Annotated in this window: 15 protein-coding genes; 8 read left to right on the top strand and 7 right to left on the bottom strand. The window is 64.2% G+C overall.

The features are described 5' to 3' along the window. Positions 1-204: 204 nt before the first annotated feature. Entirely contained in the window at positions 205-567 is a 363-nt protein-coding gene (locus BLQ74_RS18595) for a cupin domain-containing protein (protein ID WP_090264911.1), read from the top strand. A 209-nt stretch (positions 568-776) separates the two neighbouring features. On the opposite strand, the gene rpmG is transcribed toward BLQ74_RS18595, so the two are convergent. Next, positions 777-932, bottom strand: a complete 156-nt coding sequence (gene rpmG / locus BLQ74_RS18590) for a 50S ribosomal protein L33 (protein WP_017520721.1) — start codon at positions 930-932, stop codon at positions 777-779. Positions 933-943: 11 nt separating this feature from the next. Continuing rightward, on the bottom strand, positions 944-1,180 hold the full coding sequence (rpmB, locus tag BLQ74_RS18585) for a 50S ribosomal protein L28 (protein ID WP_009614118.1): 237 nt from the start codon (positions 1,178-1,180) through the stop codon (positions 944-946). Between the two features lie 365 nt (positions 1,181-1,545). Here rpmB and BLQ74_RS18580 point away from each other — a divergent pair, with 365 nt between their 5' ends. Continuing rightward, the gene (locus BLQ74_RS18580; protein ID WP_090264909.1) at positions 1,546-3,117 is read left to right on the top strand and encodes an ABC transporter substrate-binding protein; all 1,572 of its coding nucleotides are present in this window, start codon (positions 1,546-1,548) and stop codon (positions 3,115-3,117) included. A gap of 39 nt (positions 3,118-3,156) precedes the next feature. Here BLQ74_RS18580 and radC read toward each other — a convergent pair whose 3' ends face one another. Next, positions 3,157-3,831 (bottom strand): RadC family protein, encoded by a 675-nt coding sequence (gene radC / locus BLQ74_RS18575; protein WP_090264907.1) that lies wholly within the window; start codon positions 3,829-3,831, stop codon positions 3,157-3,159. Positions 3,832-3,972: 141 nt separating this feature from the next. On the opposite strand from radC, the gene coaBC reads away from it, so the two are divergent. The 5 genes from coaBC to BLQ74_RS18550 all read left to right on the top strand — a co-directional run bounded on the left by coaBC (position 3,973) and on the right by BLQ74_RS18550 (position 9,731). After that, complete coding sequence (gene coaBC / locus BLQ74_RS18570; RefSeq protein WP_090264905.1) at positions 3,973-5,181, top strand: bifunctional phosphopantothenoylcysteine decarboxylase/phosphopantothenate--cysteine ligase CoaBC; 1,209 nt, start codon at positions 3,973-3,975, stop codon at positions 5,179-5,181. A gap of 7 nt (positions 5,182-5,188) precedes the next feature. Then, a complete protein-coding gene (gene dut, locus BLQ74_RS18565) occupies positions 5,189-5,644 on the top strand; it encodes a dUTP diphosphatase (protein WP_090264903.1) in 456 nt (151 codons plus the stop codon). Between the two features lie 36 nt (positions 5,645-5,680). Further along, positions 5,681-8,290 (top strand): phosphomannomutase/phosphoglucomutase, encoded by a 2,610-nt coding sequence (locus tag BLQ74_RS18560; RefSeq protein ID WP_090264900.1) that lies wholly within the window; start codon positions 5,681-5,683, stop codon positions 8,288-8,290. Between the two features lie 25 nt (positions 8,291-8,315). Next, the gene (gene argB, locus BLQ74_RS18555) at positions 8,316-9,221 is read left to right on the top strand and encodes an acetylglutamate kinase (RefSeq protein WP_090264898.1); all 906 of its coding nucleotides are present in this window, start codon (positions 8,316-8,318) and stop codon (positions 9,219-9,221) included. Positions 9,222-9,284: 63 nt separating this feature from the next. Beyond that, a complete protein-coding gene (locus BLQ74_RS18550) occupies positions 9,285-9,731 on the top strand; it encodes an acyl-CoA thioesterase (RefSeq protein WP_090264896.1) in 447 nt (148 codons plus the stop codon). A 9-nt stretch (positions 9,732-9,740) separates the two neighbouring features. On the opposite strand, the gene BLQ74_RS18545 is transcribed toward BLQ74_RS18550, so the two are convergent. Then, positions 9,741-10,385: a DUF4124 domain-containing protein gene (locus tag BLQ74_RS18545; protein ID WP_090264894.1), complete on the bottom strand. Its 645-nt coding sequence runs from the start codon at positions 10,383-10,385 to the stop codon at positions 9,741-9,743. Between the two features lie 26 nt (positions 10,386-10,411). After that, a complete protein-coding gene (gene pyrE / locus BLQ74_RS18540) occupies positions 10,412-11,053 on the bottom strand; it encodes an orotate phosphoribosyltransferase (RefSeq protein ID WP_090264892.1) in 642 nt (213 codons plus the stop codon). Positions 11,054-11,135: 82 nt separating this feature from the next. On the opposite strand from pyrE, the gene BLQ74_RS18535 reads away from it, so the two are divergent. Beyond that, complete coding sequence (locus BLQ74_RS18535; RefSeq protein ID WP_090264891.1) at positions 11,136-11,915, top strand: exodeoxyribonuclease III; 780 nt, start codon at positions 11,136-11,138, stop codon at positions 11,913-11,915. 59 nt (positions 11,916-11,974) lie between these two features. Here BLQ74_RS18535 and BLQ74_RS18530 read toward each other — a convergent pair whose 3' ends face one another. Further along, on the bottom strand, positions 11,975-12,337 hold the full coding sequence (locus tag BLQ74_RS18530; protein ID WP_090264889.1) for a DUF4870 domain-containing protein: 363 nt from the start codon (positions 12,335-12,337) through the stop codon (positions 11,975-11,977). Positions 12,338-12,357: 20 nt separating this feature from the next. Then, entirely contained in the window at positions 12,358-13,077 is a 720-nt protein-coding gene (gene rph / locus BLQ74_RS18525) for a ribonuclease PH (RefSeq protein WP_090264886.1), read from the bottom strand. Between the last annotated feature and the right edge of the window lie 149 nt (positions 13,078-13,226).

Genomic DNA, 13,226 nt, shown 5'->3' with positions numbered 1-13,226 from the left:
TCGCCACCCTAAACCGGGATCGTCGAATTTTCAATATTTTTGACACTTTGCCGCCAAAACGCCTTGTCACGTTCGTTTTATTAAACATAGACTCGGCCAATCCCGCTTCCCGCCCCGTGCCTGCCGACCAACGGCAGCCTTGCCGTACGCCCGGAGCCAGGGTCGCGCGAGCACTCGAACAATCCACAAGAAACGAGAGTCAGCATGAATATCGAGCAGATCGTCGACTTCGCCCAGGCCGGGACCGCACCGGAGCACTATCGCCCGGCTCCCGAGAAGATTCTCGCGGGCGATCCGGCGCAAAGCGTGCGCAACCACTACGGCAGCCCTTGCGGCCAGTTCAACGTCGGCATCTGGGAAGGCGCCGTCGGTCAATGGAAGGTCAGCTACACCGAGCACGAGTACTGCGAAATACTCCAGGGCGTGTCGGTGATCCGCGATGCGGCGGGTGGCGCCAAGACCGTGCGAGCCGGCGACCGCTTCGTCATTCCGGCCGGCTTCCAGGGCACCTGGGAAGTCCTGGAGCCCTGCCGCAAGGTCTATGTGATCTTCGAGCAGAAGGCCTGAGGCCCGCGGCAACGGAAAAAGCCCGCCAGCCGGCGGGCTTTTTCATGGCCGTCGCCATCCCAGCGCGATGCTCGCTTGCAGGTGCGCGAAGCGTGGGCATGGCTCAGTCAGCGGGGAGCGCAGCGCGCTGACACCAGGCCGCTCGTGAGTTTTTCGCGGGCATGAAAAAACCCGCCAGAGGGCGGGTTTTTTCGCAAGGGCCGGATCAATTACTTGATCTTGGCTTCCTTGTAGATCACGTGCTTGCGAACGACCGGATCGTATTTCTTGATCTCGATCTTCTCAGGCTTGGTGCGCTTGTTCTTGTCGGTGGTGTAGAAGTGGCCGGTACCGGCGCTGGACACCAGACGGATGAGTTCACGCATGATTCGGCTCCTTAGAATTTTTCGCCGCGGGCACGCAGGTCGTTCAGAACGGCCTCGATGCCACGCTTGTCGATGATACGCATGCCTTTAGCGGAAACGCGCAGACGCACGAAACGCTTCTCGGACTCGACCCAGAAACGGTGATGCTGCAGGTTCGGCAGGAAACGGCGACGGGTTTTGTTGTGTGCGTGGGAAATGTTGTTCCCGGTAACCGGACCCTTACCGGTCACTTGGCAAACTCTCGACATGGCTCAGCCCTCTATAAACCACATGCCAAACCCGGCATGGGTTGGCTGCTTTAACTCGTTGGATTCTCAGTTTCACCAGGGTCTTACCTGCCGCACTGTCAGATGAACACTGACAAGAAGAGCAGGGCCCCAGAAAAGAGCGCAGCTTTATATCAGAAAGCCGTTTAGTGCCGCAAGGGTTGGAGAGGCTTGCCTACCCCGGAGCCCACGCGGGCGCGGCTGCGGGGCGGCGCCATTCGTCGCCTTTCCCCGTTGTCGCCTCCGGATGCATGGTCTAGGGTAGCCGGTTCAAGGCCGACAACGGCCTTGCATGACTGCGCCCACCCCTCAGGAAGGGCATTTTCCCACCCCCACTGGAGTCCGTCATGCGTCTCGCCTCTCTCGTCCTGCTGCTCGCTCCCGCCCTGGCCAGTGCCGCCAATCTCAGCGTCTGCACCGAAGCCAGCCCGGATGGTTTCGATGTCGTGCAGTTCAATTCGCTGACCACCACCAACGCCTCGGCGGACGTGTTGATGAACCGTCTGGTGGAGTTCGATCCGGCGCAGGGCAAGGTGGTGCCGAGCCTGGCCCGGCAGTGGACGATTTCCGCGGACGGCCTCAGCTACGACTTCCAGCTCCGCGAAGACGTGAAGTTCCACCGCACCGACTACTTCACACCCAGCCGCCCGCTGGATGCCGACGATGTGCTGTTCAGCTTCCAGCGCATGCTCGACCCGGCCAACCCCTGGCACAAGGTGGCGCAGAACGGTTTCCCGCATGCTCAGTCACTGCAACTGCCGAGCCTGATCAAGCGCCTGGAAAAGCTCGATGGGCACCAGGTGCGCTTTACCCTCAACCATCCGGACGCGACCTTCCTGGCCATGCTCAGCATGGGCTTCGCTTCCATCTATTCCGCCGAATATGCCGAGCAACTGATGAAGGCCGGCACCCCGGAGAAGCTCAATAGCCAGCCGATCGGCAGCGGCCCCTTCATCTTCAAGCGCTTCCAGAAGGACGCGGCGATCCGCTACGCAGCCAACCCGGAGTATTTCGGCGGCAAACCGTCGGTGGACAACCTGCTGTTCGCCATTACGCCGGATGCCAATGTTCGCCTGCAGCGCCTGAAGCACGGCGAGTGTCAGATCGCCTTGTCGCCCAAGCCCCTGGATGTCGAGGCCGCGCGCCAGGACCCGACCCTGAAGGTGGAGCAGACGCCGGCATTCATGACCGCCTTCGTCGCCCTCAACAGCCAGCACCCACCCCTGGACAACACCAAGGTGCGCCAGGCGATCAATCTGGCCTTCGATCGCCAGACCTACCTCAAGTCGGTATTCGAAGGGAGCGCCAGCGCTGCCGAGGGCATCTACCCGCCGAATACCTGGAGCTTCGCCAAGGACCTTCCCGGCTATCCCTACGACCCAGCCAAGGCCAAGGCACTGCTCGCCGAAGCCGGCCTGCCGGACGGTTTCAAGACCACCATCTGGGCGCGCCCCTCTGGCAGCCTGCTCAACCCGAACCCCAGCCTCGGCGCGCAACTGCTGCAGGCCGACCTGGCCAAGGTGGGTATCCAGGCGGAGATCCGGGTGATCGAGTGGGGCGAGTTGATCCGCCGCGCCAAGAATGGCGAGCACGACCTGCTGTTCATGGGCTGGGCCGGTGACAACGGCGACCCGGACAACTTCCTCACCCCGCAATTCTCCTGCGCCAGCGTGAAGTCGGGGCTGAACTTCGCGCGCTACTGCGACCCTCGGCTGGACAGCCTGATCAGCCAGGGCAAGACACTGAGCGAGCAAGACAAGCGCAGCGCGTTGTACCGCGATGCCCAGCAGATAATCCGCGACCAGGCCCTGTGGCTGCCGCTCGCGCATCCCACGGCCTCGGTGCTGTTGCGCAAGGAAGTCCAGGGCTACCAGGTGAACCCCTTCGGTCGCCAGGATTTTTCCGGGGTCAGGCTATGACCCCGGATGCCGCCCGGCCCGGCGCTGCGGCCTGAAGCGCTACATCCAACCCAGCTCGGCCATCGACAACGGATCGCCGTCGCCGACAACGAAATGGTCGAGCACGCGCACATCGACCAAGGCCAGCGCCTCCTTGAGCCGCGCGGTCAGCAGACGATCAGCCTGGCTGGGCTCGGGAATGCCGGAGGGGTGATTGTGGGCGAGAATCATCGCGGCAGCGTTGTGCGCCAGGGCGCGCTTGACCACTTGCCGCGGATAGACGCTGGCGCCATCGATGGAGCCATGAAACAGCACCTCGAAGGCCAGCGCGCGGTGGCGGCTGTCGAGGAACAAACAGGCGAAGACTTCGTGGGCCTCATGGCGCAGCCGCGACTTGAGAAAGTCGCGCACCGCTTGCGGGCTCTCCAGCGCGGAGTCCCGGCGCAACTGTTCGGCTAGGTGGCGACGAGCCATTTCCAGGACCGCCTGCAGTTGCGCGTACTTTGCAGAACCCAGCCCGAGATGGCTGCTGAACGAAGGTAGATCGGCCTCCAGCAGCGCACGCAGGCTGCCGAACTCGCCGAGCAGACGCCGCGCCAGCTCAACCGCGCTGCACCCCGCGACGCCAGTACGCAGGAAAATCGCCAGCAGTTCGGCGTCGCTGAGGCTGCCGGCGCCATTGTCGAGAAGTTTTTCCCGCGGACGCTCCGCGGCTGGCCAATTTCGAATGCTCATGGAACCTCCCTGTCCGAGCCAGCCCGCTGTTCCACCGCGGGCGCTGTGCTATCTTAGCCCCTCCTTTTCGCGCGTCTGGAGGCCTGGGGAGGCGTTTCCAGCCTAAATGCGCGTCGTCCTATTCCGAAATAAGGCTGGCCTATGCAGCGGCTGTATCGAAAACGCATCGTTCTGGGCGTGGGTGGCGGTATCGCCGCCTACAAGAGCGCCGAGCTGGTTCGCCGCCTGCGCGACCAGGGCGCCGAGGTGCGTGTCGTGATGACCCAGGGCGGCCGTGAGTTCATCACCCCGCTGACCTTGCAAGCGCTCTCCGGCCACCCGGTGCACCTCGACCTGCTCGACCCCGCCGCCGAAGCGGCCATGGGGCATATCGAGCTGGCCCGCTGGGCCGACCTGGTGTTGATCGCCCCGGCAACCGCCGATCTCATGGCGCGCCTGGCCCAGGGCCTGGCCAACGATCTGCTGACCACCTTGGTGCTGGCCACTGACGCCCAAGTCGCCCTGGCCCCGGCAATGAACCAGGCCATGTGGCGCGACCCGGCCACCCAGGCCAACGTCGAATCACTGCGCGGGCGCGGCCTGCACTTCTTCGGCCCCGCCGCCGGCAGCCAGGCCTGCGGCGACGTCGGGCCGGGGCGCATGCTGGAGGCGGACGAATTGGCCCAACGCGCGGCCGACAGCTTCCAGCTCCAGGCCCTGACCGGCCAGCACGTACTGATCACTGCCGGGCCGACCCAGGAAAACATCGACCCGGTGCGCTACATCACCAACCACAGCTCCGGAAAGATGGGCTTCGCCCTGGCCGAGGCGGCTGCCGAAGCCGGCGCCCGCGTGACCCTGGTGACCGGCCCGGTGTATCTGCCGACCCCCGACCGGGTGACGCGTGTCGACGTGGTCAGCGCCCGTGACATGCTCGCCGCCTGTGAAGCGGCGATGCCCGCCGATCTGCTGATCGCCGCGGCGGCGGTTGCCGATTACCGCCCGGAAGTGGTCGCTGCGCAGAAACTGAAGAAAGACCCGACCAAGGGTGACGGCCTTCTCCTGCAACTGGTGCGCAACCCGGATATCCTCGCCACCCTGGCACAGCGCAGCGACCGGCCGTTCAGTGTCGGTTTCGCCGCCGAGACGGAAAACCTGCTGGAATACGCCTCGCGCAAGCTGAAAGACAAGAACCTCGACCTGATCGTGGCCAATGACGTGGCCAACCCCTCGATCGGATTCAACAGCGAAGAAAACGCGATCACCGTGATCGACCGCGAACTGGGCGAAACCGCTTTCGCCCAGACCAGCAAGGGCAAGATCGCCCGGCAGCTGATCGCCTTCATCGCCGACCGCCTGAAACAGCACTGAGAGCACGATGCATTCCCTGCAAGCCAAGATTCTCGATCCGCGCCTGGGCGCCGAATTCCCCCTGCCGCATTACGCCACGCCCGGCTCCGCCGGCCTCGACTTGCGCGCGATGCTCAAGGAAGACAGCGTTCTCGAACCCGGCCAGACCCTGCTGATTCCCACCGGCCTGTCCATCTATATCGCCGACCCGGGTCTCGCCGCGCTGGTCCTGCCGCGCTCGGGCCTCGGCCACAAGCATGGCGTGGTGCTGGGCAACCTGGTGGGCTTGATCGACTCGGACTATCAGGGCGAGCTCATGGTGTCCTGCTGGAACCGCGGCCAGACCCCCTTCACCATCGCCGTCGGCGAGCGCATCGCGCAGTTGGTGCTGGTGCCGGTCGTGCAAGCACATTTCGAACTGGTCGACAGCTTCGATGAAAGCCAACGTGGCGCGGGTGGTTTCGGGCACTCAGGCAGCCATTGACCCTCTTTCCGGGATGAATCGCCGAGGAGACGTTGTATGAAACTTTTCCAACGCACCGCCAAGGACACGGCTGCATTGCCGGAGGTGGTCGCACCGACCAAAGCCCCCGACACACAGGCCAAGCCTGATATGAAATCGCTGCTGCCGGCTTTCGGCGCCGTCGTGATCGGCGTGGCGGCCGCCGGCGCGCTGCTCTGGCTCAGCCTGTTCGGTACCGCGGAGCAGACGCATCGCCAGCAGCTTGCCAGTGCCTGGGCGGACAGCCAGGCGAGCGCGCTACGCCAGGCGCTGGCCGAATTCGCCGCAGATAGCCGCGCCATGGCCAGCAACCCGGAGTTGCTGCCGGCCCTGAACGATCCGGCGCGCACGCAGAATCTGGAATATGCCCTGGCGCACTGGCACCTGGACGGCCTGGTGGACGTCCACCTGATCGCCAGCGGCCAGGCCAGCCAGGACAATCAACGCCCCGGCCCGCTGAACTACGCGGTGATGGATATGCTGCACCGCGTTGAAAACGGGCAGAACGCCGCCCCCGAAGCCTACAAGGTAGGTCAGCGCTGGCTGGTGTACAGCGCCACCGCGCTGAAGGACCAGAACAACGCTATCCAGGGCAGCCTGCTGCTGGTGCTCGACCTGCAGCGCCTGCTCAGCGCATTGCCGAACATACCAACGGATGTCGGTCAGCTGCTGCTCGCCCAGCAGTTCGGCAACGCTCCGGCGCAAACCCTGCTGCAACGCGGCCAGGCCGATAGCGGCGCGGCGATGCCGCTTGCGCTCAACAGCGGCAACCCGAACTGGAAACTCAGCTTCACGCCCGGCCCGACCCTCGACGCACAGCTCTATTCGCCGCCTCTGCTCGGACTCGCCGCGCTGCTGGCCCTTGCCGGCGGCCTGCTCGGCGTCTACCTGATCCAAGGCACCCAGCAGCGTCGTCTGCGACAAGACGCGCAGGCACTCGGCCAGCTTCTTCAGGAACTCGGCGGCCAACGCATTGCCAAAGCACCCGAACTGAGTCTTTCAGCACTGCAGCCGCTGGCCCATGCGCTGGTTCGCCAGTCGCGGCGCAAGACCGAATCACCCAGCCCTGCCAGCACCGCCACCCCCTCCCCTGCGGCTCCGGTCGCAGCCAAGGCCGGCACGCCGGCAGCCAATGAACCGCCGTTGGTCGATCCGCTGTTCCAGAACACCGACATTCTGGATATCGACATTCTTGATGAAGACCAGGACCTCCTGGGATTGGAGCAAAGCCCCGCTATGAGCACGCCTAAAGCCCCGCAACTGCCCGCCAGCATTTTCCGCGCCTACGACATCCGTGGCGTGGTTGGTGACACCCTGACCGCCGAGACCGCCTACTGGGTCGGCCGCGCCATCGGCTCCGAGAGCCTGGCCCGCGGCGAACCCTGCGTCTCCGTCGGCCGCGACGGCCGCCTGTCCGGCCCGGAACTGGTGCAGCAACTGATTCAGGGCTTGCTGGACTGCGGTTGCCAGGTCACCGATATCGGCATGGTGCCGACCCCCGTGCTGTACTACGCGGCCAACGTGCTCGAGGGCAAGTCCGGGGTGATGCTCACCGGCAGCCACAACCCGCCGAACTACAACGGCTTCAAGATCGTCGTCGCCGGCGAGACCCTGGCCAACGAGCAGATCCAGGCCCTGCGCCAGCGCATCGAGAACAACGACCTGGCCAGCGGTGTCGGCAGCGTGCAACAGGTCGACATCCTGCCGCGCTACTTCCAGCAGATCCGTGACGACATCGCCCTGGCCAAGCCGCTGAAAGTGGTAGTGGACTGCGGCAACGGCGTCGCCGGCGTGATCGCTCCGCAACTGATCGAGGCCCTGGGCTGCACCGTCATCCCGCTGTTCTGCGATGTCGACGGCACCTTCCCCAACCACCACCCGGACCCGGGCAAGCCGGAAAACCTGGAAGACCTGATCGCCAAGGTCAAGGAAACCGGCGCCGACCTCGGCCTGGCCTTCGACGGCGACGGCGATCGCGTTGGCGTGGTGACCAATGCCGGCACCATCATCTACCCGGACCGCTTGCTGATGCTGTTCGCCAAGGATGTGGTTTCGCGCAATCCGGGCGCCGACATCATCTTCGACGTCAAATGCACCCGTCGCCTGATCTCGCTGATCAGCGGCTACGGCGGCCGTCCGGTGATGTGGAAGACCGGGCACTCGCTGATCAAGAAGAAAATGAAGGAAACCGGCGCCCTGCTGGCCGGCGAGATGAGCGGCCACATCTTCTTCAAGGAACGCTGGTTCGGTTTCGACGACGGCATCTACAGCGCTGCCCGCCTGCTGGAAATCGCCAGCCTGGACAAGCGCGACAGCGAGCAGATGTTCTCCGCCTTCCCGATGGACATCTCCACGCCGGAGATCAACATCACCGTCACCGACGAAAACAAATTCACCCTGATCGAAGCGCTGCAACGCGACGGCCAGTGGGGCGAAGCCAACCTCACCACCCTCGACGGCGTGCGCGTCGATTACCCCAAAGGCTGGGGCCTGGTGCGCGCCTCCAACACCACACCGGTGCTGGTGCTGCGCTTCGAGGCGGACTCCGAAGCCGAACTGGAACGCATCAAGGACGTGTTCCGCACCCAACTGAAGGCGGTCGACCCCGCCCTGAACATTCCTTTCTGACCCTTTGATGCCGGAGTCCCGCACCATGACCCAGAGTCGCGATGACGCAGCCCAGGTAGCCCGCGTCCTTGCCGAAGCCCTGCCCTACATCCGCCGCTTCGTCGGCAAGACGTTGGTCATCAAGTACGGCGGTAACGCCATGGAGACCGACGAGCTGAAAAACAGCTTCGCTCGCGACGTAGTGCTGATGAAAGCGGTCGGCATCAACCCGGTGGTGGTGCACGGCGGCGGCCCGCAGATCGGCGACCTGCTCAAGCGCCTGTCGATCGAAAGCCACTTCATCGATGGCATGCGCGTCACCGACGCGCAGACCATGGATGTGGTGGAAATGGTCCTCGGCGGCCAGGTCAACAAAGACATCGTCAACCTGATCAACCGCCATGGCGGCAGCGCCATCGGCCTGACCGGCAAGGACGCCGAGCTGATTCGCGCGAAGAAGCTCACCGTCACCCGCCAGACCCCGGAAATGACCAAGCCGGAAATCATCGACATCGGCCATGTCGGCGAAGTCACCGGGGTCAACGTCGGCCTGATCAACATGCTGGTCAAGGGCGACTTCATCCCGGTGATCGCGCCCATCGGCGTCGGCGCCAACGGCGAGTCGTACAACATCAACGCCGATCTGGTGGCCGGTAAGGTGGCCGAAGCGCTGAAAGCCGAGAAGCTGATGCTGCTGACCAACATCGCCGGCCTGATGGACAAGCAGGGCCAGGTGCTCACCGGCCTGACCACCGAGCAGGTCGACAGCCTGATCGCCGACGGCACCATCTACGGCGGCATGCTGCCGAAGATCCGTTGCGCCCTGGAAGCGGTACAGGGTGGCGTGACCAGCGCCCACATCATCGATGGCCGCGTACCCAACGCGGTGTTGCTGGAAATCTTCACCGACAGCGGCGTCGGCACCCTGATCAGCAATCGCAAGCGTCACTGAGCCCGCCTCAGCGCCACGGCCATGCGCCGTGGCGCCCCTTTTCCGAGTCCTGCGGAGCCCGCCATGCCGTCAGCCCTACCGCTACGCAGCGACTTCAGCTTCTTCCATGGCCTGCGCGTGCGCTGGTCGGAAGTCGACCCGCAAGGCATCGTCTTCAACGGCAATTACCTGACCTACACCGACGTCGCCACGACCGAGTACTACCGCCACCTGGAAATCCGCTACCCAGCGGACTTCCTGCGCGACGGTGGCGACCTGTTCGCGGTGAAGAGCACTCTGGAGTATCTGGCGCCCGCGCGCTACGACGACTGGCTGGAGTTGGGCGTCAGGGTGGCTCGCCTGGGCCGCAGCAGCCTGACCTTCCAGATCGCCATCTGGCGCGACGGCCAGGCGCTGACCCTGGGAGAGCTGGTCTACGTCTATGCGGATGGGCAAGGTCGCAGCCAACCCTTGCCCACCTGGCTGCGCGAGCGAATCAGAGCCTTCGAACAGCGCCCGGCGGAAGAGTGACGGAAAGCCTCAGTGCGAGGCGCCCAACAGTTGCTGCAGGCGCGCACGATCGACATCGAAGGAGGCGTTGGCCTGGGCGCGCAATTGCTGGTAGTGCGCGATGGCTTGCACCAGCCGCTGCTCCTCGTCCCGCAGGTTGTTCAACTGGTCGACCATATGGTCCGGCACCTGGCGTCCGGCGCGCTCCTGATCGGCGGCCTGCGACTGCAGGTTGGCCTGCTGCGTCTTCAGCGATTGCAGGTTGCCTTTCGCCACGCTGCTCAAGCCATCCAGTTCGGTCATCTTGCGCTCGCGGGCACGGTCGACGTCCTCGACACTGGTGTACAGACGCAGCAATTGGGCGTCCGAACTGGCCTGTGCGGCAGCAGCCTTGCGCTGCTGCAGCTCCTCCGCGGTCGGCGCCGGAGGCACCACGCGGATCACCCGTCCCTGCTCGTTGAGCACCTGGTAACCCTTGCCGATGTACTGCGACGGCACGCCAAGGCGGTCGATCACGACCACGCCCTTGTCGTCCACGTAACGGTACATCTCCACGCCGCCACTGGAGGCAGGAGCGCCGGCCGGCTTGGCGGCTTGCGCCGACACCGCGCCGAGCAGGCCCAGCGCCAGAACCCCCAACATCACTGTGAAGCGGAAAGCACCCTGCCTGGCCATGCCGGACACCCTGTTCTGGTTATGGATCAGATCCCGTATTGCGCGCGGTAAGCCTCGACCGCCGGCAGATGGCGCTTGAGCTCGGCGTCACCAGCCAGGTACTCCAGCACCTGCTCCAGCGAGACGATGCTGACCACCGGCATGCCGAAGTCGCGCTCCACTTCCTGGATCGCCGACAACTCTCCCTGGCCGCGCTCCTGGCGGTTCAGGGCAATCAATACGCCAGCCGCCTTGGCGCCCTGGGCATCGATGATCTGCATGACTTCGCGAATCGCGGTGCCCGCGGTGATCACGTCGTCGACGATCAGCACGCGGCCGCTGAGCGGCGCACCGACCAGGGTTCCGCCCTCGCCGTGGTCCTTGGCTTCCTTGCGGTTGAAGCACCAGGGCAGATCGCGGCCATGCTGCTCGGCGAGCGCCACCGCTGTAGCGGCTGCCAGCGGAATTCCTTTATAGGCCGGGCCGAACAGCACATCGAAATCGATGCCGCTGTCGACCACCGCCGAAGCATAGAAGCGCCCCAGCTTGGCCAAGGCAAGGCCACTGTTGAACAGCCCCGCATTGAAGAAGTAAGGGCTGGTACGCCCCGACTTGAGAGTGAATTCGCCGAAGCGCAGAACGCCGCGCTCGATGGCGAAGCGGATGAAATCGCGTTGGTATGCCTGCATGGGAATAGAACCGGCCGGTATGAATTTAGCTAAACCGTTTGAGCTCGGGTATCATACACACACGTGTTTTTGGGGGCCATTTATGCGGATCATCAGTGTGAACGTGAATGGTATTCAGGCTGCGGCCGAGCGAGGTTTGCTCAGTTGGCTACAAGCCCAGAATGCCGACGTGATCTGCTTGCAGGATACCCGCGCCTCCGCTTTCGATCTGGATGACCCGTCCTATCAACTGGATGGCTACTTCCTGTACGCCTGCGACGCCGAAGTACCCAGTCAGGGTGGCGTCGCAATCTATAGTCGTCTGCAACCCAAGGCTGTCATCAGCGGCCTGGGTTTCGAGACGGCCGATCGTTACGGGCGCTACCTGCAAGCCGATTTCGATAAGGTGAGTATCGCCAGCATCCTTCTGCCCAGCGGGCAGGAAGGGGATGAGAACCTGAACCAGAAGTTCAAGTTCATGGACGATTTCGCCCAGTACCTGAACAAACAGCGCCGCAAGCGCCGTGAGTACATTTATTGCGGGTCGCTGTACCTCGCCCACCAGAAGCTGGATGTGAAGAACTGGCGCGAATGCCAGCAGATGCCCGGCTTCCTCGCGCCCGAGCGCGGCTGGATGGACGAAGTGTTCGGCACCATGGGCTATGTCGATGCACTGCGCGAGGTCAATCGCGAGGGCGACCAGTTCAGCTGGTGGCCGGACAGCGAACAAGCCGAGCTGCTCAACCTGGGCTGGCGTTTCGACTACCAGATCCTCACCCCGGGTCTGCGCCGTTTCGTCCGCAGCGCCAAGCTGCCGCGGCAGCCGCGCTTCTCCAGCCACGCACCGCTGATCATCGACTACGACTGGAGCCTGAGCATCTGAGCCCCAGCGTGGAATGAAAAAGCCGGCTTCGCAGCCGGCTTTTTCATGTGCGCATCACCCTACTTGAGCGGCCGCCAGGTGAAGGGGTAGCGGTAGTCCCGTCCCTCGTTCGCCTTGACGCCGGCGATGACCGTCAGCACCAAGGCTCCGGCACTGACCAGCGCCAGCAGCAGGAAACCGATCACCAGCACGCAGAGCATGAGGCTCACCAGCAAGGCGAGACTGACGGTGATCTGGAAGTTCAGCGCTTCCTTGCCCTGACGGTCGACGAAAGGGTCGGACTCACGCTTGATTTGCCAGACGATCAACGGCCCGAGCAGGTTGCCGAAGGGAAAGACCAGGCCGAGGAAGGCCGCGTAGTGGCAGAACATCGCCCATTGCCGAGCCTCCTGGCTCGGCCGCGCTTGCAGTTCGTCGCTCATGGTCTACCCCTCTTTCGGGTTCAGTCGGCCAGCGCGGCGCGCTGCAACTCGAACAGTTCCTGCATGCCCTGCTGCGCCAGCTCCAGCATGGCGTTCAGCTCCGCGGGGCGGAACGGCTCGCCCTCGGCGGTGCCCTGTACTTCGATGAAGCCGCCGGCATCGGTCATCACCACGTTGAGGTCGGTCTCGGCAGCGGAGTCTTCCAGGTAGTCGAGATCGAGCACCGGCACGCCCTGGTAGATGCCCACGGATACCGCGGCAACCATCTGCTTCAGCGGATTGCCCTTGAGCGCGCCGCGCTTCTTCAGCACTGCTAGGGCATCGATCAGCGCCACGGTGGCGCCGGTGATGGAGGCGGTGCGGGTACCGCCGTCGGCCTGGATCACATCGCAATCGATGTACAGGGTGTTCTCGCCGAGCTTGGACAAGTCCAGTGCGGCGCGCAGCGAACGGCCGATCAGACGCTGGATTTCCAGGGTACGACCACCCTGCTTGCCACGGCTGGCCTCGCGCTGATTACGCTCACCGGTGGAGCGCGGCAGCATGCCGTACTCGGCAGTCAGCCAACCTTGCCCCTGCCCCTTGAGGAAGCGCGGCACACCGGCCTCGGCGCTGACGGTGCAGATCACCTTGGTGTCGCCGAACTCCACCAGCACGGAGCCCTCGGCATGCTTGGTGTAGTGGCGGGTGATGCGGATCGGGCGCAACTGGTCGGCGGCGCGGCCACTGGGACGGTTCATCGAGGCTTCCTAAATTGAGGCGGATCGGACGGTTATGGCGGCCATTATAGAGGCCCGGCGCCGCGCACAACCACCATCGGCGTGCGGCACCCGGTAGCGCTGGGGTACAATTGCCGGTTTACGATGACAATCCGTCGTCCTTGCCAAGA

It is taken from the genome of Pseudomonas panipatensis (assembly GCF_900099785.1).
GTDB classification, from domain to species: domain Bacteria; phylum Pseudomonadota; class Gammaproteobacteria; order Pseudomonadales; family Pseudomonadaceae; genus Pseudomonas; species Pseudomonas panipatensis.
The sequence above is the reverse complement of the archived record's forward strand: the minus strand, read 5'-3'. Positions and strand labels throughout refer to the sequence as shown.